Origin of the sequence: Roseburia amylophila, from assembly GCF_025567465.1 — a bacterium.
Taxonomy (GTDB): Bacteria; Bacillota; Clostridia; order Lachnospirales; family Lachnospiraceae; genus Roseburia_C; species Roseburia_C amylophila.
Genome location: NZ_JAOQKI010000023.1, coordinates 13,765 through 33,911, shown reverse-complemented (window position 1 = coordinate 33,911; position 20,147 = coordinate 13,765). Strand labels below are relative to the sequence as shown.

The following is a 20,147-nucleotide window of genomic DNA, read 5'->3' as shown; positions in this document are numbered from 1 at the left end:
CTAACAAAAGAAATATCGGACTAACGGCATAGAAAGGCTCTATGCAGGAAATTCAAAAATGATAAAAGAAAGAAGAAAAGAGGAGTAAAAAAGATGGCGATTAAAATTGCATTAGCAGGAAATCCCAACAGTGGAAAAACCACATTATTTAATGCTCTGACAGGTTCTAACCAGTTCGTAGGTAACTGGCCGGGCGTAACTGTAGAGAAAAAAGAAGGAAAGTTAAAAGGTCATAAGGATGTAACAATCATGGACTTACCAGGTATCTATTCCTTATCACCATATACACTGGAAGAAGTTGTTGCAAGAAATTATCTGATTAACGATCGGCCGGATGCAATCTTAAATATTGTAGATGGAACTAACATCGAGAGAAACCTTTATCTTTCTACACAGTTAATGGAACTGGGAATTCCGGTTATCATGGCTGTAAACATGATGGACTTGGTAAAGAAATCCGGAGACCAGATACATATCGACAAGCTTTCTAAGAAATTAGGATGCGAAGTTGTTGAAATTTCTGCATTAAAGGGAACCGGAATTACAGCAGCAGCAGAGAAAGCAATCGAAGCAGCAAAACAGAAAGCAGCAGCTCCGGTACATGAGTTCTCGAAAGAAGCGGAGGACATCATCCGCAAAGCAGAAGAAAAATTAGGAAGTGACATTCCGGAAGAACAGAAACGTTTCTTCGCAATCAAACTTCTTGAGAAAGATGATAAGATTGCAGAGCAGATGAAACAGAAAGCAGATGTATCTGCAGAAATCAAAGAAATGGAAGATGCATTTGATGATGATACCGAAAGTATTATCACAAATGAAAGATATGTATATATTTCAAGCATTATTGGTGAGTGTATTACCAAGAATGGCAAGAAAGCACTTTCTACTTCCGATAAGATTGACCGTATCGTAACAAACCGCTGGCTGGCACTGCCAATCTTCGCAGTAGTTATGTGGGTTGTATATTATGTATCTGTAACAACAGTAGGTTCCATTTTAACAGACTGGACCAATGATACTCTCTTTGGTGAGTGGATTATCCCGGCAGCACAGAACTTCTTTGAAAATATCGGATGTGCAGACTGGCTGACAGGTCTTATCGTAGATGGTATTATCTCCGGTGTTGGTGCGGTTCTCGGATTCGTACCGCAGATGCTGGTATTATTCATCTTCTTAGCATTCTTAGAGTCCTGCGGTTATATGGCTCGTGTCGCATTTATCATGGACCGTATCTTCCGTAAATTCGGTCTTTCCGGAAAATCATTTATCCCGATGTTAATCGGTAGTGGTTGTGGTGTTCCTGGAGTTATGGCATCAAGAACCATTGAAAATGACAGAGACCGTAAGATGACAATCATGACAACAACATTTATCCCATGTGGAGCAAAACTTCCAATCATCGCATTGATCGCAGGTGCATTGTTTGATGGAGCTTCATGGGTTGCACCAAGTGCATATTTCGTTGGTATCGCAGCAATCATCTGCTCCGGTATTATCTTAAAGAAAACAAAGATGTTCGCTGGAGATCCGGCACCATTCGTTATGGAGTTACCGGCATATCACTGGCCAACAGTTGGAAACGTATTAAGAAGCATGTGGGAGAGAGGCTGGTCCTTTATTAAGAAAGCTGGTACCATCATTCTCTTATCAACTATCGTAGTCTGGTTCTTAATGAACTTTGGATGGACAGACGGAAGCTTCGGAATGTTAAGCTTTGACGGACTGGAAGGAACCGCTCTGGAAGCTGCTCAGGCAGAATGTATCTTAGCTAAGATTGGTAATGCAGTTGCATGGATCTTCGCACCTCTTGGATGGGGTAACTGGAAGATGACTGTTGCAGCGATTACCGGATTAATTGCAAAAGAGAACGTAGTAGGAACAATCGGACAGTTATTCGGATTTGCAGAAGTTGCAGAAGACGGAGCAGAAATCTGGGGTAATCTGGCAAGCAGCATGACTGCACTTGCAGCATATTCCTACTTAGTATTCAACTTACTGTGTGCACCATGTTTCGCAGCTATGGGTGCAATCAAACGTGAGATGAACAATACAAAATGGTTCTGGTTCGCAATCGGATATCAGTGTATCCTTGCATATGTTGTATCCTTATGTATCTTCCAGATTGGTTCCTTAATTACAGCAGGAACATTTGGTATTGGAACAGTAGTCGCATTCCTTTTAATCATCGGATTCATTTATCTTTTGTTCCGTCCTTATAAGGAAAGCCAGACATTAAATGTAACAGTAAAAGCAAAATAATCCGCCATAACAGAAAGGAGTGATTACGATGGGTACAGTTATTGTTGGAGCTGTAGTTGTAGCAGTCGTTGCACTTATAATTCGAAGCATGGTAAAAGACAAAAAGGCAGGAAAATCACTGCAGTGTGGTGTGAACTGCAAGCACTGTGATGGACATTGCCATTAATCTAGATTGGAGGCAGGCATGACGCAGACGACACAGACCAGAGACAAGATAATCAAGATGCTGAAAGACCGGGGATGCCGGATGACAAAGCAGCGTCGTATTCTTTTGGATATTATCTTAGAAGATAACTGCTCCAGTTGTAAGGAAATTTATTACAGAGCGTCCAAGAAGGACAAAAGCATTGGAACAGCAACGGTATACCGTATGCTCAATGCACTGGAGGAAATTGGCGCGGTTACAAGAAAAAATATAATCGTAGTAAATCTGGATGACAAGGAAGAAGAAGCATAGCCCTCGTATCCAAAAAATTTAAACAATGTAAACAATGTAGAAGAAAAGCCCGGAGCAATCCGGGCTTTCCATGTTGAACTTTTACATAAACTGCGCCATCATATCGCTGGAGTAGACCACGCTGAGAAGAACCACAGCAATGGCAGAAAGGATAATTCCTATGATGGAAGTAATCATTCCGGCAGTAGCCATAGAGTTGTTATAAGGCTTGGCTTTCTTGGAAAGAATTGCTGCAAAAATGCCCACAATACCAAGCCCAATCAGATAGCCGATGCAGGAAAGTACCAGACTGATAATACCAAGAACAAGAGATACAATGGAAAGCATCTTAGCTTCGTGTTCATCATCATAAATCGGAACGTTGTTGTAGAGCATCTCTAAGCGGATGCGTCTGGATTTACGCAGCATGACAAACATCGGAATCGCCAGCATGATAAATGACAGGGAATTAATTGCGGAGAAAGTATTGATCTGGGACACAATATTTCCGGCATCGAAAATTCCGGTGGAAAGCAGGCTGGCAAAATCAACAAGGGCATGGAAAATGACAAGCATCCAGAAATTGCGGGTAGATGCATATATTGTACAGAATAAAATACCCATCAGAGCAGCGGAGATAACCTGAATCAGTGCACTTGTAAATTTCACTCCGGAAAGGATATTTACAAAATGCATCAGACCAAAGAGGACGCCGCCTAAAACAATGGCACCAGTAATGCCTTTTCTTGTTTTTGGAAAACTGTTCAGTAACAGATTAAAAATGACACCTCGAAAAACCAGTTCTTCTACCAGTCCAACCAGAAAAATAGCAACTATATAGAATATAATTTCCAAAGCAGTTCTTACATTTCCCACTTTTGACATACTGCAAAGATAAATCTGTGCAATAAGGCTGAACAGACAGTAAACCACAAAGAAACCGCCGGTATATAAACTTCTGAGCCAGCCGGCAACATTTTCCGTAAAGATGCGGGTATAACCAATCACAAAGGTTATAATCAGGAAAACAATCAGAATGATAAATTCTGCGATTGCCTGAAGCAGGTAGTCGTTTTGTTCATTTAATCCTGGAATTTTTCCTAAAACAAAGCCAAGTCCCAACAATAACCCGGTAAAAAGAATAACCGCTACAATAGACAGCACAATTCCAACGGGTGCTGACAGATTTTTAAATTTTTCTTTCATTGTAAAATACCTCTCCTTAGTAAATGAATCAAATATGCGTCCATTATAGCATATATTTCCGGAAGTACATAATGAAATGTAAAAGTTATATAATTCGCTTTTGTGAAAATTATACAAATATGATGAGATGTTTTATACAAAATGCTTATTGACAGAAAAAGGTAAAATGATTAAGCTATTAGGTGGTTGTTGAAGAAACAGCGGGAGTATGAGCTATGAAAATAATATTTATCTTATTTTAGAGTAAGAAAGTTCATATATGTCGGAATTCTCCGGCAGATATCCCAAACAATTTATAAAACAATTTAATATAGGACAATGAGAGAAAGTATTTATTTGTCTGTTTCTGGAAGGACTGAAGGATGAATACATATATTACAGCTTACGGAACTGATATTGGAACGAAGAAAAAGGTCAATCAGGACAGCTTATGCGTGAAGATAGCAGTAGTAAAGGATAAGACAGTCTGCATGGCAGTGCTGTGTGATGGCATGGGAGGCTTAAGCAAGGGAGAACTTGCCAGTGCAACTGTAGTGCAGGGGTTTTCTGACTGGTTTATGAAAACGTTGCCATATACAGACGGGAAGGTATCTTTGATAAAAGAACAGTGGGAAAATCTGATTGTAAATTTGAATGGAAAAATATGGAATTACGGGAAAAAACATGAGGTAGAATTGGGGACAACCCTGACCGTAATTCTGTTAGTTGATTATAAACAGTATATAATTGCGCAGGTGGGAGATTCCCGGACATACAGAATAGATTCGGCACTTGTGCAGCTGACAGAGGATCAGTCCTTTGTGGCAAGAGAGATAAAACGAGGAAACATGACAGAAGAGGAAGCATTAACAGACCCACGGAGAAATGTGCTGTTACAGTGTATCGGAGCATCGCAAAATGTGAAGCCGGATTTTGTGGAAGGCAAAGTGGAAAATGAAAGCAGCTTCTTATTATGCTCAGATGGTTTTTGGCATAAGATAACGGAACTAGAAATATATCAGGCACTGAGTAATTCGAAATGGAATTCTAAAGGTCAGATAGAAGAAAAACTTCATCAGTTAATTCAATTAAATATGAAGCGTGGAGAAACGGATAATATCACGGTTATTTATATAGGTAAAAGTACAGAAGATTAAAGAGGAAAAATTATTGTGGCAATAATAGGTACATTGATTGAGGGGAAGTATGAAATATTAAAGCTGATTGGAAAAGGCGGTATGTCAGAGGTTTATCTTGCAATGGATAAGAATCTGAATAAGCAATGGGCGGTAAAAGAAATTAAAAAACGAGCACGGGATAAGAATAATGAAGTAGTCGTACAGTCAGCCATTGCGGAAGCTAATATGATGAAAAAACTGGATCATCCCTGTCTGCCTAGAATTGTAGATATCATAGATAAAGAGGATGTTATCTATGTTGTAATGGACTATATAGAAGGCGAACCACTGAATAAGGTGCTGGAGAGAGATGGTGCTCAGCCACAGGAAACTGTAATTGAGTGGGCAGAAGAATTGTGCGGAGTATTGGATTACTTACATATGCAGAATCCGCCAATTATATATAGAGACATGAAACCGGCAAATATCATGCTGCAGCCAAACGGAAATATAAAGCTGATTGATTTTGGGATTGCAAGAGAATATAAGGAACACAATCTGGAGGATACCGTCAGCCTTGGAACAAAAGGATATGCAGCTCCGGAGCAGTTCGGAGGAAAGGGACAGACAGACCAGAGAACCGACATTTATTGTCTGGGAGTGACATTGTATCATCTGGTGACCGGAAAGAATCCCTGTGAGCCGCCTTATGAGATTTATCCGATTCGTTATTGGAATCCGAATCTGTCATCAGGACTGGAAAGTATTATTTTAAAATGTACCAGAATTAACCCGGAAGAAAGATATCAGTCATGTGCAGAACTTCTATATGCAATTTTGCATTATGAGGAAGCGGATGAGACATATCAGAAGAAGCAGAAGAAAAAGTTATATACATTCTATGGAATGCTGCTGGCTGCAGTAGTGAGTCTGGGAATTGGTATTACCGGGCAGCTTCTACAAAGACATGTAAAAAATAATGATTACGATAATTTGCTGTTACAGGCAGAAAAATCAGCAACAGATGAAGAAAAAATAGAAATATATTTAGAAGCGGTTGATATCAAACCGACAGATACAAAGGCCTATTTAGGTCTTATTGCTGCGTTTAAAGATGATGCGGTTTTTACGGTAGAAGAAGAGAATGAATTTAAAAAGAAAATCAATAATAATTTGAGCGGACTTCGGGAACAGGATGATTATGCAGATTTAGCCTATGAAATAGGAAGATTGTACTGGTATTACTATGATTATGGGAAAACAGATACCAGTGATAACCAGATAACAAGAATAAAGAGTTCTGTTCAGTGGTTTTCAGATGCGTATGATTATGGAAGCGAAGAATCGGATTATCATCTGATTACACAGGTATATAAAGAAATCGGTCAGTTTACAAGAGATGTGACATTGAATGTTGAGGAAGCATCAGATAAGGGAACCTATGCACCGTACTTTCAGAATTTGGAAGATTTACTGGAGATTGTAGATGGTGAAGACAGCGAGATTGTAAATCTTGAAGTATACAAACTGTGTTTGGATTCAATCGAAAATTATGCCAGAAAGTTTAAATCAGATGGAATCGAAGAGAGCCGGATACAAGCGTTTTATCAGGATGTCCTTGACAGAAACGATGCCGTGGATACAACAACGGATAAGACTGATGAAATCAAGCAGCAGATATTAGAACGTAAAGATGCGGCGCAGGATGCAATAAAAAATGCATATAGTGAACAATAGGAGCATGAATACAATGATATATCAGATTATTTCATGGATAGGATTTGGACTGGCAGCGATTTTTTTACTGATTGCAATTATTTTGTTTTTCAGTTTTGACATTATTTCTCTGCATGGTGAAGTAAGTGGAAAAACAGCAGCAAAGCAGATGAAAGAAATTCGTGAGCAGAATCGGAAGGAAGCAAACAGAAGAAGAGTGCCGATAAAAAATGAATATCCGGTAAAAGAGGAAGCGGTATCTAGAACAATTCCGGCAGCAGAGGATGAGAAAACAACAGTACTGGAAGATGAGACAATCCTGTTGGAAGAAGGTACAGTATTGCTGAGTAACGAAGAACAGAATATATCGGAGAATGATGGACTGATTTTGTTAGAGGATGTTATGGAAATTCATACGAATGAGACAATATAAGTAAATGAAAAACTTATAGGAAAGAGAATGAAAGAGGGAAGACTTATGAAGAAATGGAAGCAGATATTAGCATTGACACTTGCGGTTGTAGTCACATTGAGTGTAGTACCGGTGGGAGATGCAAGAGCAGCAGTGGAAGAACCGACAGAGTATGCAATTGTAGGTGAGATTATAAATGCAGATGGGGCTGAAATTACAGTAAAGGAAATATCTAAGGATGGCACAGAGAATGTTGAACTGCCATGGGAAGAGTTAGAGGAAGATACACAGAACAGTGATACAGAGAAGGATACAAAGATTTTTTATACCGATGAACTGGAAGCTGGAAAGGATTATTTGATTGAGGTACAGCCGAAGGAAGATTATAAAATTGTTTTAGATGAAGAAAATGATTTCGAAGAAAAAGGGGAAGGATATCAGTATGCTTTTTCCTGCACGGAAGATAATAATTTTTTCAGATTTAAAGCAGAAGCACAGAAAACAACAGGGGAAATGACTTTGAATATAGTTACGGATGAAAAGAGTGATTTTTCCGGTGGAAGCGTAACCGTATATAAAATCAAAGAGGATGGGGAAGAAGAATGTACACCATCTGAGTCGGCACAGGGTGTAAAAAAATATAATGTAAATGCAGAAAATGATTACCGCATAGAGGTTAAACCGGACAGAGATGCCGGATATGAATTTCAAAATAACCAGAAACCGGATGATTATACCTATGATGAAGAAAATGATATTTATTATAAAACATTTTCCTGCACCACGGAAAAATTATCTTATTCCGAGCAGATTTCTTTTGTGCTTAAGAAAGTGAAAATAAAGTTGGAACTTTCAGAAGGCGGCGGGATTCAGATTGGTGATACAGCTTATAACAAATCAGAAGAAATAGACTGCAAATATGGAGATACCTTTGAAAATGTAAAAATCATTCCAAAACCAGGATATATTATAAAATCAGCAACATGGAATGACAGTGAACTGACGATTTTACAGGATGAAGATACAGTAGGAAAAGTATCTCTTCCATCATTAAAAGAGGATGCAGCACTGACAGTAAGTTTTGAACAGGCAGAAGTGGAACAGGAAGCGCAATTCCCGGATGATATAGAGATTGTCTTTTCTAATGCGCAGGATGAAAATACCAGAGAAGTATCAGAGGATGGGATAACCTACAGCATCTCAAAAGGACAGACAGTTACGATAAAAAGCAAAAGCGGAAAATCAATTTCTTTTAATAACGAGAAGAAGTCAGTTTTGGGAGCTTTCTGGGTAAGAGATTATGAGCAGAATAAGATACTGGATTCAGAAAAGACTATAAACAATATCTGGGAATTGGAGAGTCCGTGGAATATTTTCGCCAACCAGATAGGCTATGAACTAAAGAAACCGGTTACATTTATTTTTGATACAGTTCCGCCGAAAGTAACTGTTACAGAGAATGGAAAAGCAGTAGAGAACGGATATAAAACATGGATTACAGGCAAGGAAGATAATATTGTTATTACCGGAAATGTAACAGATGCAGGAACGGAAGGCTCCAATTATCTTTCGGGAGCAGACCGGGTGGTATGGTCAACAGAACCACTGACAGAAGATAAAATACTGGCAGAGGAAGAACATGTGGCAGCCGTAACAGAGGATGGAACATTTTCCATTCAGATAGATGTGGTGCCGCAGGAAGATACGGAGGTTTATCTCTATGGTGTAGATAAGGCATCCAATGTAAATGTGGACGGGCCGGTAATTAGAGGATATCAGGTGGACAAAAGTGCACCTGTTATTACAGACATTCAGGCACCGTCATTGATTGAAAAGAGAAATGTATATTATACGAGAGATGCAAAAGTCACATTTACAGTAAAGACAGCGGATGAACAATCCGGCGTAAAGTCGATTACCATATATCAGGATGGCGTAGCAAAAGCAACTAAGAATGTGGACAGCAGTAACAGTGCCACATTTACAATAACACTTTCCGATACGGCAGAAAATAAGATAACAGCATCTGCAACGGATAAGGTTGGAAATACAATGGCACCGGAAAATTATGGCAGCTTCGCAAATGGTGCGAAGATTGTGCATGATATTACAGTGCCGGAAATAAAGGCAGACCTTGCGCATTTTTATGTGGATACCAATATGGAAGGAGTTACTACATATTACGAGAAGCAGGATGAAACCATAAATTTTTCGATAGAACAGAAAAAATCAGGATTGAATTCAGTAAATGTTACCATCAATGGAACGTCATTGACAGAAGACAAGAATGGAAAAAGCTTAACAGATGCCAACAGAATCTATAAAGATGTTCAGCAGGAAATGACAACAAAGGATACATTTGTAATTTCCACGTCACAGGTTTCTGCCGTTGGAGATGGTGATTATGAAATTGTAATTGCGGTAAGTGCAAATGTAGATGAGAAAGATGTCTATACGAAAACAATTCATGTGCATAAAGAAAATCAAGCACCGGTTGTTACGGATTTTCAGGTGATTGGTGCATCAAAGGAAACAGTAAGTGATACCGGAAATTATGGATATTATGCCAATACAGATGTTACTGCGGAAATAACAGTAAGTGATGGAAATACCGGTGCAGGAATCCAAAGTATTTCATATCATCTGACAGATGCGGATGGAACGGAAGAGAAAGAAGTAACGGTAGAATGCAGAAAAAGACCCGGAGAAGATGCTGTTATCAGAATTCCAATTCAGGCTGAATTTAAGGGATACATTTATTTAAAGGCAACGGACAATGTGGGAAATGTGTCTTTGGATTATTATAAATCAGTGGGTATTTTACTGGAACGGTCGGAAGCACATGAAAGCAATCGTAATGTAGTAATAGAGCCGGAGAAGACAGATACAACAGATGGAAAAGGGAATCCATTGTATGCATCTGATACATCAGTTGCAGTAAGTATAGAAGATCCTTATGCTGGAATTCGATCCATAGAATGGTCAGTAAATGCACCATATGATACAGGAAACAACAGAAATGGCATAGTGACAGTTGATAATAACGGAGCAATATCGGATGAAGCATGGAAGATTACAACAGCAGACAGAAATCTGGTTACAGGTGTGAGCGGACAGATTCCGGTATTTCATAACAGCAATGATATTGTTGTAAATGTAAAGGTGACAGACTGTGCAGGAAATGTGACGGAAAAAGCAGTAACTATGAGTATTGATAAAACAGCTCCGGAGATAAGTATATCCTACAATGATATTGCACCGGACAGCATATATACATCGGTATATAAGGATGTAAGAGTTGCAACAGTTACCGTGAGAGAAAGAAATTTTGATGAGAATGATATTGCATGGAATCTTATAAGCACCCATGGCGCAGAGGCACAGATTTCAGGGTGGACAGAATATACAGAGGAAGGAAATCCGGATAACAGTGTGCATATGGCAACGGTAACATTTGCAGCAGATGATGATTACAGATTTTCGATGAGTGGCAGGGACCGGGCAGGAAATAATGCAACAACTTTCCCGGAGCAGACATTTACCATTGACCGGACGAATCCTGTAATTGAAGTGACAATGGATGGGCAGGCAGCCAATGGAAATTATTATGCACAGGATAGAACGGCTACGATTAAAGTAACGGAGCATAATTTTGATGCAGGACGAATTGAAGTGCATGGAACAGCTGCCGATAATGGACAGACAACAGTTTTCCCGGCATTGTCCGGTTGGACAACGGATGGTGATGTGCATATGGCAACCATATCCTTTGCAGTAGATGGAAATTACGCATTTACAGTTGATGCAATGGATGAAGCCGGAAATGCAGCGGTTCAAAGCAGTACATCAGAGTTTGTCATTGATAAGACAGAGCCTGTAATTGAAATCTCCGGTATCGAAAATGATTCTGCGAATAATGACGCAGTCATGCCGGTCGTTCAATTTTCAGATACAAATTATAATGAAGGCGCTGCAACCATAGAATTATCAGGTGCAAATCATGGAATTGTTTATTATGATGGCACCTTTGCTCAGACAGAAAATGGACAGACCTTTACTTTCTCTGATTTTGCACATGAACAGGATGTAGACGATATTTATACGTTGACCGCAAGAGAAACTGATTTTGCAGGAAATGAGACAGAACAGAGTATTACATTTTCGGTAAACAGATTTGGCTCGGTTTATGTATTGGATGATTCTTTGAAAGAAATAGAAGGTACTTATATTAAGGAACCAATCGATATTGTGCTGACAGAGACAAATGTGGACAGTCTTTCCATGGATACCATTAAAATTACGGTTTCTGCAAATGGAGAGCCGAAAAATCTGGAAGAAGGAACGGATTATACCATTACTTCAGTGGGTGGAAACGGAAGCTGGAGCCAGTATACCTATAAGATAGACAAATCAGTTTTTCAGGGAGACGGTTCCTACCTGGTTACGGTTTACTCAGAGGATAATGCCGGTAATATCAACGAGAATATTAATGAATCCAAGCAGGCAGAGATTGGATTTGGTGTGGATGGAACAGCACCGGTGATTGTGCCAATTAATATAGAAGAGGGACAGAGTTACAATACGCAGAATTATGAAGCAACGGTATCGGTTATCGATAATCTGGTATTGCAGGATATTAAGGTTATATTAAACGGACAGACACTTTCCTATACACAGGATGGGGATGATATTAGTTTTTCGATTCCGGAATCCGATAAGCGGCAGACAGTAGCCATAAGTGCAAAGGATGCAGCAGGCAATGAGGTGGACTGTGAGATAGCCGATTTGCTGGTATCAACCAATTCCTTGATAAGGTTATTGAATAATACACCGGCGGTTATCGCTATTGTATGCGGAGTTGCCGTTGTTGGTGTTGGAACCGGAGTATTTGCAGGACTTCGCAGAAAGCGGACAGTTCATATTAAACGTAAAAACTGAAACAGAATAGAGGGATAGATAGTGGCAAAGTATAGTATTTCAGCACACAAGAATTTGATAAAAATAACACAAAAGAGCATGAAAAAGCTTCCGGTAAATGAAAGAGAACTGGCGGTTTTTCAGGAGAATTTATTACCGGGGCTATTCCGTCCTGCAATGGAGGGAAAGCATCGAATTATATATACTGCGCCACAGTCTGTTTCATTGAGCCGCTATATCAGAAAAGGATTAAATGTTCATCGTTTTTACAGTATTGTTGCCCAGATTGTAGAAATGATAAAGAAGATAGAATTATATAAATTTTATCTGCCTAATCTTGTCCTGGATACAGAAATTATTTTTGTAAAAGAAACAACAGGAGAACTGTTTTTCCTATATGAGCCATTATTAAGCAGAGAGAGCAACATTAATGTATATAATTTTCTGGAAAAAATGGTGAAAGAAATAAAATCAGATGACCTGGAACTGGGAAAGGAATCCAGAGCATTTTTAGACTTTATTGCCGATACTGCAAATTATCGGATAGAAGATATTGAGCAGTATATATTAAAAAGATATCCGCAGATATATCAGGAGATAAAGCGGACAGAGAGTGGGAAAAGCGGATTTATTGCAAGTTCACAGCTTGCAAATCGGCAGCATTATGCGCCTTCCGCACAAATAGAACCTGCTTATGAACCGGAAACTACAGTTTTAATAGAAGAAGATGGAACCACACTTTTAGATGAGGAGGATGGAACGGTTCTCTTAAATGAAGGAAGTATAGCGGCAGGAATTATCCGGCTGAAAACGGGAGAATATTTTTCGATTCCCGGAACGATATTTTCCATTGGAAAGTCAGCAGAGAATGACTTGGTATTGAGTGACAATAAAGCAATCAGCCGGAAACATGCAGTTATCTATAAACAAAATGGAAACTTTGTAATAGTAGATCAGAGGTCTACAAATCACAGCTTCTTAAAAGGAGAAATGTTAGAACCGGATTGCAAAGTGGAACTGTGTGACGGAGATATCATACGGCTTGCAGATGAAGAATTTGAATTTAAGTTAGAAGATTAGGAAAGGCAAGAAAGAATAAAGTGAAAGAATTTTTAGGAAAACAGGTAACAGAAGAAGAACATGGAATGGGAATTGCGTACCTGTTGGAGAATAATGAATTATTCTACGATATCGGCTATAAAGTAATGCAGAATCTGGAAGAGACATATCTGTTAAAATGCCATCGGTTGAAATATAACGGAAAAATAAAACTGGTATATTTTACGAAAGAATATGTGACAGCAGAAACGGTACTTGCAAATGCAACACCGGAAGTGAAGGAACGTATGATAGCACGGATTCTGGATGCATTTACGCAGATTATTAATTTAGGTTTTTTGGATATTGCTTATGTAGATAACCGGCTGGATAACATTTATGTGGATCCGGCTACAGAAGAAGTAAAGATTATTTATTTGCCGATTCAGATTCCGGGAGTGACCAAGAATAAAAATACTTTTGAGAATGAACTGAAAGCACAGTTTGAAATACCGAATCTTACAATACCAAAAGCAGCAATACAGAATCCGGCGGTAATAGAAAATACCGAAACACCAAAGCAGCTCACTATTCAGTCCTTAGATGGTAGATTTGTTTTTCATATAACAGATAAGGATTTTGTACTGGGTAAAAGCAGGGATAAAGTGGATGGTGAAATAACCGGAAATCCTGCAGTCAGCCGGGTACACTGCAAGATTCTGGTTCGAAATAGAAGTTATTATATTCAGGATTTGGGAAGCTCAAATGGAACATTTTTGAATGGAAAGAAAGTTACGATGACAGAGCCTCTTGAAATTCAGGATGGAAGCAGAATTCGAATAGCAAATCTGGAATTTGTGGCGCGAGGATAAAAAGATGAGTAAACCATTGATTGTAATTGCAGATATGGATACAGCATATCTGGCAGAATTAGAAAATAAGTTTCTGGTGGAACTGGGAGACAGAGCAGAGCTTGAGATAATTTCTGACCCGGAATATTTTGAACAGTTTTTTTCAAACCCTGTCACAGCAGAAATTGTAGCGGTAAATGAAAATTTATATACCAATGCGCTGCAAAGACAGGATATTCAGAATCTGTTTATTTTATCAGAACATCAGGAACAGGGCAGAACCGAAGAATTATCGGTATCAAGAGTTTATAAGTATTATGGCATCAAAGAGTTATACAATGAACTGACTTATAAGAGTCAGGAGCGGTTAGAAGGAAAAGAGTCCGGAAAAAGAGAGACTACAATTATCGCGCTGTATTCGGCAATCGGAGGAACGGGAAAGACAAGTCTTTCCGTCGGATTAGCGGAGTGCCTGGCAAAGAAGCATAAAAGAATTTTATATGTAAATACAGAAGCAATACAGGCATTTTTCTTTTACCTGAGGGATAAGAGTGGAATGTCGAATGAAGGATATCGTGCAATAAAAGAAGATGCGGGACACATATACCAGAATATCCGTTCCTTTATCAGAAAAGAAGGATTTTCTTATATACCGCCATTTTTATCAACATTGGATGCCAGAAATTTATCATACGATATATATCTGAATTTAATTCGTGGAGCCAGGGAAAGTAAAGAATACGATTTTATTATTGTGGATATTGAGGCAGGATATGAAGCAAACAGAGTGCAATTGCTTCAGGAAGCAGATAAAGTATTGCTGATTACCATGCAGGATGCAATTTCAACCTGCAAAATGGAATATATTATGCAAAATCTCGATTTCCGGGATCATGAAAAGTATCTGGTTATCATGAACCGCTATCGTGGAGATGAGATGAATTGTTATATGCAGTCAGAACTGCAGGCACAGTTTCCGGTTAAGGAAAAGATATATGAGGCAGAAACACCGCTTGGTACAGCGGAACAATTGGCAGCATTGGAAGGAATAAAAAAACTTTCCTATATGTTTATTTAGGGGGAGTGAAATATGGACGAGAAGGCAGTTGTTGAATTTATTAGTCAGGATAAAAAGATACATGTTGATTTGGAAATTCCACTGGGAATCACAGCAAATGATCTGGTGCTTGCATTAAATGAAGCATATGATCTGGGAATTGATACAGATGATATTTTTAACTGTTATCTGGCAGCAGAGAATCCAATTGTATTCTTACGTGGAAATAAAACACTGAAAGAATTTGGAATTCGAAACGGTTCACATATTATTTATCGGAGAGACTAAAGATGGAATATCAATACAAAGTAATTGTCAGCAACAGAACAGTGTATAAGGAATTTGAGATTCAGCCGGATATGGACCGGGTTAAATTGGGAACAGGTTCATCCTGTGAATTTCGATTGAATCCGGAAGCGTTTTTTACCGGAATCGAAATGGAGTTTAGAAAAAATGGAAAAAGCTGGAACTTAGAGTGCTCAGATGATGTTTATTTTAGCAGGGGTGATATGCGAAAGCTTCTGTCAACAGAGGTAAGGCATGGGAATGTGCTTTCTGTCTGTTATGCATCAACGGGAAATGAAGCATTTGAATTACGCTTTTTAATTGATTTTGAAGCCAGAGTGCCGGACTATAACTATTATCTGGAAATTACCGGAACGATAGATATTGCGACTGATGCGACAGCGGATATTATTTTAAATAGCAAATTCAGCAGCGACAGCAAGATAAGACTTACTTTAAATGGTACACAGTGTCAATTGGAAGAGATTGTTTCAGAATATGGTGTATATCTGAATGGCAGAAAGCTGATGAACAAGACAGAATTGAAAGACAGTGATTTCTTTTCCGTTGCAGAATTTCATTTTTATTATAAGGACAGAAAGATATTTTTTGACAGGGAAAATCTGAAGGTCGCAAATGGTGAGATGAAGGAAGTCAGTACACATACGAATAATTTCCATTATCCGCTGTTTAATCGGAATACCAGAATAAAAAAGCAGTTATCCGATGAAAAGATTGAAATCCTAGATGCACCGGCAATTCCGAAAAAACCTGAGAATAATATTGTTTTGACATTAATGCCAACAGTGGCAATGCTGGCGCTGATGATTGTTGTCCGCGGAGTTATGAATACTTCCGGAGGTTCTTATATTATTTTCAGTATATGTTCTATGGGACTTGGTATTGTAACTTCAATTCTGGGATTTGTTTCAGGAAGAAAACAATATAAACGGGAATGCGCAGAACGTATTCGTAAATATACCAATTATATTGAAAAGAAAAAGTTAGAAGTAGCAACAGAAAGACAGGAAGAACTGGATAGCTTAAATGAAATGTATTGTAATGTGCAGCAGGATATAGATACGGCAATGCATTTTGACAGAAGGCTGTTTGAAAAGACCAGGGAGGATGAAGACTTTTTACATATATATCTGGGACAGGGAACCATTGCATCCAGCCGTCCGATTGACTATAAGAAACAGGAGCGGTTGGAGGTTGGAGATGAGCTGACGGAAATGCCTGAAAAAATCTATCAGCTTTTTGAACATATTGACGGAGCACCGATTTGCTCAGATATGAAAGATTCTAATGCAATTGGTATTGTTGGCACGAAAGAAGCTTTGTATGGAATGTTTAAGAATATCGTAATAGATATTGCGGTTCGTCATTACTATGGAGATGTCCGGCTCTATATGCTGGTGGATGATGAAAAAAGGTATCAGTGGGCACGCTTCCTGCCACATCTTATGAATGCCGGTGGAATAAGAAATATTGTTTTCGATAATGAAAGTAAAAATAATATTTTTGAGAGTCTGTTCCGGGAACTGACTTATCGGGAGCAGACAGAAGAAATCCCATACTATGGAATTGTACTTGTGGAAAATGAATTCGGCATAAAGAATCATCCGATATCCCGCTACATCGAGCAGGCATCAGAGCTTGGAATGACTTTTGTATTTTTTGAAAACAGTGCAGAGGAACTGCCGCTGCATTGTGATGAAATTATAGAATTACATTCAGAAAGTGAAGGAGTCATCTGCAAGGCAGAGGATGGAAATCAGATAAAACAATTTGAATATCATACCATAACCGATAAGCAGGCAGCAGATGTGGCAGAAAAGCTTGCCCCGGTTTATTGCGAAGAAATAAGCCTTGAGAATTCACTTAGAAAAAATATTACATTATATGAATTGCTGCATATATTTACGGTTGAAGATTTAAATCTGGCACAGCGCTGGCAGGAGTCACAGATATTTAAATCTATGGCAGCCCCATTAGGTGTAAATGCCAAGGATGAAATCGTTACACTTAATTTGCATGAGAAAGCTCATGGACCGCATGGTCTGGTGGCAGGAACAACAGGTTCCGGAAAGAGTGAGATTTTACAAAGTTATATTTTGTCGGCAGCAACAATTTTTCATCCCTATGAAATTGGCTTCGTCATAATTGATTTTAAAGGTGGTGGAATGGTAAATCAGTTCCGAGACCTGCCTCATTTAATTGGCGCAATTACCAATATTGATGGAAATGAGGTACAGCGTTCCTTAAAATCCATCAAGGCAGAATTGATGAAAAGACAGAACCTCTTTGCAGAAGCAGGCGTAAATCATATTGATAAATACATAGAACTGTATAAAGAAAAGAGAGTTACCGTTGCTTTACCACATCTTGTAATAATCGTGGATGAGTTTGCAGAATTAAAGGCTGAACAGCCGGATTTTATGAAGGAATTGATCAGTGCGGCACGAATCGGACGAAGTCTTGGTGTCCATCTGATTCTTGCAACACAGAAACCGAGTGGAGTAGTGGACGGACAGATTTGGTCAAACTCTAAATTCAAGCTGTGCCTGAAAGTGCAGTCGAAAGAAGATAGTAATGAGGTTTTAAAGACACCGCTGGCAGCAGAGATTAAGGAGCCCGGACGGGCATATCTTCAGGTTGGAAACAATGAAATTTTTGAATTGTTTCAATCTGCCTATAGCGGGGCACCGGCTACGATGGAAGATACAGAGGGAAGCAAAGAGTTTCAAATCAGTCAGCTTAATTTTGCCGGAATGCGTAAAGTGGTATATCAGAAGAAAAAAGAGAAACGGAAGGATGCACATAATAAGAATCAGTTAGAAGCAATTGTAGAATATATTGCCGATTATTGTAAAAAAGAACATATTACAAAGCTGCCGGATATCTGTATGCCGCCATTGCCGGAAATTCTGTATTATATAGATTCTGCAAGAAGAGATACCGAGGAAATTTATGCGACAGTCGGTCTGCTGGATGACCCGGACAGACAGTTGCAGGAGGCATTGAATCTGAATGTTACATCACAGAATTATATGATTATCGGATCAGCACAATGTGGAAAGACCAATGTATTGCAGACCATTATTCGAAGTATAGCAGGTAATTACGCACCATCAGAAGTAAATATGTATATGATTGATTTTGGCTCGATGATTCTTAAGAATTTTGCAGAATTGAATCATTGCGGTGGTGTGGTATGTGTTTCCGATGATGAGAAGCTAAAAAATCTTTTTAAGTTGTTAAATACAGAAGTAAAGAACAGAAAAGAGAGATTTGCAGAGGCAGGAGTCAGCTCCTTTGTTGCATATAAGGAAACGGGAAAAACAGATTTACCACAGATTATTGTTTTCATAGATAATCTGACCGCTTTAAAGGAAATGTATCTTCAGGATCAGGATTATCTGCTTCCATTGTGCAGAGATGGTATTGCAGTAGGAATTTCATTTGTTGTTGCGAACGCACAGACTTCGGGCATAGGATATCGCTATTTAAATAACTTTGAAGGAAGAATTACGCTGTTCTGTAATGAGACATCCGAATATGGAATGATGTTTGAGGGCTGCAGAATGAAACTTCCGGATATACCGGGACGCAGTCTGGTTCAGATAAATAAAAATATATTTGAATGTCAGATGTACTTATCCTTTGAAGGAGAGAAAGAATTTGAACGAGTACAGGAAATCCGGAAATTTGTAGAAATGCAGAATGGAAAATATGCCGGTCAGAAGGCACGGGTGATTCCGGAGATACCAAAGGAACTGAATGCCGAATATATACAGAAGGTATATCCATCCTATCAGAAGCAGGGCAGTGTGGTATTGGGATTGGATTATAACACGGTATTACCGGATGCAATCGATTTTACTTCCGGTGGAATGTTGACCCTTTCCGGTAAAAAAGAAAAGGGCAAGGACATTTTTGCAAAATATTTTATAGAGTCTGTATTACAAAATGGCTTTGGCGAGGCAGAATTATATATCTTAGATGATATGACACGTAAATGGGGTGAGTATGAGTTTCACCCTAAGACGGCACTGTATGTGAATACATCAGAAACATTGCAGACAGTAATTGATGAGATTGATCAGAGAGTACAGATGCGCTATGAGCAGTTCTCGGAAGGACAACTTGATGTACTGGAGGATGAGCCATGGATTGTACTTATCATTGAGAGTGCAGATGCCATTGCAGATATAAGCGGAAATAAGCAGGAAATTGCCGCTATCAGAAGCTGGTTAGGAAAATACCGCACCATGAAAATATTTATTTTGATGACAAATGTAGAAAATGCCAATATTGCATTTAATGCACCGGAGCTGTTAAAAGTAGTGAAAGATAATCGAAGATATCTTATATTTGAAGATGCAGCGAATATTAAAATGTGTGATATTTCAATCAGTGTGGCAAAGAAATACGCAAAACCAATTGAACCATGTGATGCATTCTATATTTGTGAGAATGAACTGACAAAATTAAAAACCGTAAAACTAAGTTGATGGATACTGCAAAGCAGTTAACCATAAAAAATTTAAGGAGGAAAAGAAAAATGGCAGTAAACAAAGTGGATTATGAGGTACTTACATCAGGAGTTAGTGTTTATGCGAATCAGGCAGAAGCACTGGATGAGGTAATTCAGGCTTTGGTAAAGATGAATGGGGAATTACAGGGTGGCTGGACTAACCAGACAGCAGATGCATTTATCGAAAGATTCGAAGATGAGTACAAACCGGCACTTGAAAATGCAAGAGATGCTATCCAGAGCATTTCTGATTTCATCCAGAGTTACATGCAGAACAGACAGGATGATGATGCACAGGGTGCAGCAGCAGTTAGAGGATAATTGCAAAAATAA

General features: G+C 38.8%; 14 protein-coding genes. 13 read left to right on the top strand and 1 reads right to left on the bottom strand.

What is annotated here, in order from left to right:
• The first annotated feature begins 93 nt into the window (after nt 1-93).
• The 3 genes from feoB to OCV43_RS12265 are packed head-to-tail and all read left to right on the top strand — an operon-like array spanning nt 94 to nt 2,716.
• Nucleotides 94-2,259, top strand: coding sequence for a ferrous iron transport protein B (gene feoB / locus OCV43_RS12275; protein WP_227710702.1), 2,166 nt, complete (start codon nt 94-96; stop codon nt 2,257-2,259).
• A gap of 28 nt (nt 2,260-2,287) precedes the next feature.
• Nucleotides 2,288-2,425, top strand: a complete 138-nt coding sequence (locus OCV43_RS12270; protein WP_227701596.1) for a FeoB-associated Cys-rich membrane protein — start codon at nt 2,288-2,290, stop codon at nt 2,423-2,425.
• Between the two features lie 18 nt (nt 2,426-2,443).
• The gene (locus OCV43_RS12265; RefSeq protein WP_022242381.1) at nt 2,444-2,716 is read left to right on the top strand and encodes a Fur family transcriptional regulator; all 273 of its coding nucleotides are present in this window, start codon (nt 2,444-2,446) and stop codon (nt 2,714-2,716) included.
• Nucleotides 2,717-2,797: 81 nt separating this feature from the next.
• Here the strand turns inward: OCV43_RS12265 and OCV43_RS12260 are convergent, their stop codons facing one another.
• On the bottom strand, nt 2,798-3,901 hold the full coding sequence (locus OCV43_RS12260) for a CPBP family glutamic-type intramembrane protease (RefSeq protein WP_227710701.1): 1,104 nt from the start codon (nt 3,899-3,901) through the stop codon (nt 2,798-2,800).
• 362 nt (nt 3,902-4,263) lie between these two features.
• Here OCV43_RS12260 and OCV43_RS12255 point away from each other — a divergent pair, with 362 nt between their 5' ends.
• From OCV43_RS12255 to OCV43_RS12210, 10 genes are read left to right on the top strand one after another with little or no spacing between them, the layout of a single operon-like run.
• Complete coding sequence (locus tag OCV43_RS12255; RefSeq protein WP_262624233.1) at nt 4,264-5,037, top strand: PP2C family protein-serine/threonine phosphatase; 774 nt, start codon at nt 4,264-4,266, stop codon at nt 5,035-5,037.
• A gap of 15 nt (nt 5,038-5,052) precedes the next feature.
• Nucleotides 5,053-6,735 carry a serine/threonine-protein kinase gene (locus OCV43_RS12250; protein WP_262624232.1) on the top strand — a complete coding sequence of 561 codons (1,683 nt, stop codon included), beginning with the start codon at nt 5,053-5,055 and terminating at the stop codon, nt 6,733-6,735.
• Between the two features lie 13 nt (nt 6,736-6,748).
• Nucleotides 6,749-7,147 carry a hypothetical protein gene (locus OCV43_RS12245; protein WP_262624231.1) on the top strand — a complete coding sequence of 133 codons (399 nt, stop codon included), beginning with the start codon at nt 6,749-6,751 and terminating at the stop codon, nt 7,145-7,147.
• Nucleotides 7,148-7,192: 45 nt separating this feature from the next.
• Complete coding sequence (locus tag OCV43_RS12240) at nt 7,193-12,064, top strand: Ig-like domain-containing protein (protein ID WP_262624230.1); 4,872 nt, start codon at nt 7,193-7,195, stop codon at nt 12,062-12,064.
• Nucleotides 12,065-12,085: 21 nt separating this feature from the next.
• A complete protein-coding gene (locus OCV43_RS12235) occupies nt 12,086-13,123 on the top strand; it encodes an FHA domain-containing protein (RefSeq protein ID WP_262624229.1) in 1,038 nt (345 codons plus the stop codon).
• A gap of 20 nt (nt 13,124-13,143) precedes the next feature.
• Entirely contained in the window at nt 13,144-13,953 is an 810-nt protein-coding gene (locus OCV43_RS12230; RefSeq protein ID WP_262624228.1) for an FHA domain-containing protein, read from the top strand.
• A gap of 4 nt (nt 13,954-13,957) precedes the next feature.
• On the top strand, nt 13,958-15,010 hold the full coding sequence (locus OCV43_RS12225) for an AAA family ATPase (RefSeq protein WP_262624227.1): 1,053 nt from the start codon (nt 13,958-13,960) through the stop codon (nt 15,008-15,010).
• 12 nt (nt 15,011-15,022) lie between these two features.
• Nucleotides 15,023-15,277, top strand: a complete 255-nt coding sequence (locus OCV43_RS12220) for an EsaB/YukD family protein (protein WP_022242275.1) — start codon at nt 15,023-15,025, stop codon at nt 15,275-15,277.
• Between the two features lie 2 nt (nt 15,278-15,279).
• Nucleotides 15,280-19,791, top strand: coding sequence for a type VII secretion protein EssC (gene essC, locus OCV43_RS12215; RefSeq protein ID WP_262624226.1), 4,512 nt, complete (start codon nt 15,280-15,282; stop codon nt 19,789-19,791).
• 50 nt (nt 19,792-19,841) lie between these two features.
• Nucleotides 19,842-20,135 carry a WXG100 family type VII secretion target gene (locus OCV43_RS12210; protein ID WP_022242273.1) on the top strand — a complete coding sequence of 98 codons (294 nt, stop codon included), beginning with the start codon at nt 19,842-19,844 and terminating at the stop codon, nt 20,133-20,135.
• The last annotated feature ends 12 nt before the right edge of the window (nt 20,136-20,147 follow it).

Bases quoted from the DNA above. Each gene is read 5' to 3' on its own strand.
- OCV43_RS12260 (WP_227710701.1), bottom strand. From the start codon at position 3,901: ATGAAAGAAAAATTTAAAAATCTGTCAGCACCCGTTGGAATTGTGCTG.
- OCV43_RS12240 (WP_262624230.1), top strand. From the start codon at position 7,193: ATGAAGAAATGGAAGCAGATATTAGCATTGACACTTGCGGTTGTAGTC.
- OCV43_RS12225 (WP_262624227.1), top strand. From the start codon at position 13,958: ATGAGTAAACCATTGATTGTAATTGCAGATATGGATACAGCATATCTG.
- OCV43_RS12210 (WP_022242273.1), top strand. From the start codon at position 19,842: ATGGCAGTAAACAAAGTGGATTATGAGGTACTTACATCAGGAGTTAGT.
- essC (WP_262624226.1), top strand. From the start codon at position 15,280: ATGGAATATCAATACAAAGTAATTGTCAGCAACAGAACAGTGTATAAG.
- OCV43_RS12255 (WP_262624233.1), top strand. From the start codon at position 4,264: ATGAATACATATATTACAGCTTACGGAACTGATATTGGAACGAAGAAA.
- OCV43_RS12220 (WP_022242275.1), top strand. From the start codon at position 15,023: ATGGACGAGAAGGCAGTTGTTGAATTTATTAGTCAGGATAAAAAGATA.
- OCV43_RS12270 (WP_227701596.1), top strand. From the start codon at position 2,288: ATGGGTACAGTTATTGTTGGAGCTGTAGTTGTAGCAGTCGTTGCACTT.
- feoB (WP_227710702.1), top strand. From the start codon at position 94: ATGGCGATTAAAATTGCATTAGCAGGAAATCCCAACAGTGGAAAAACC.
- OCV43_RS12265 (WP_022242381.1), top strand. From the start codon at position 2,444: ATGACGCAGACGACACAGACCAGAGACAAGATAATCAAGATGCTGAAA.
- OCV43_RS12245 (WP_262624231.1), top strand. From the start codon at position 6,749: ATGATATATCAGATTATTTCATGGATAGGATTTGGACTGGCAGCGATT.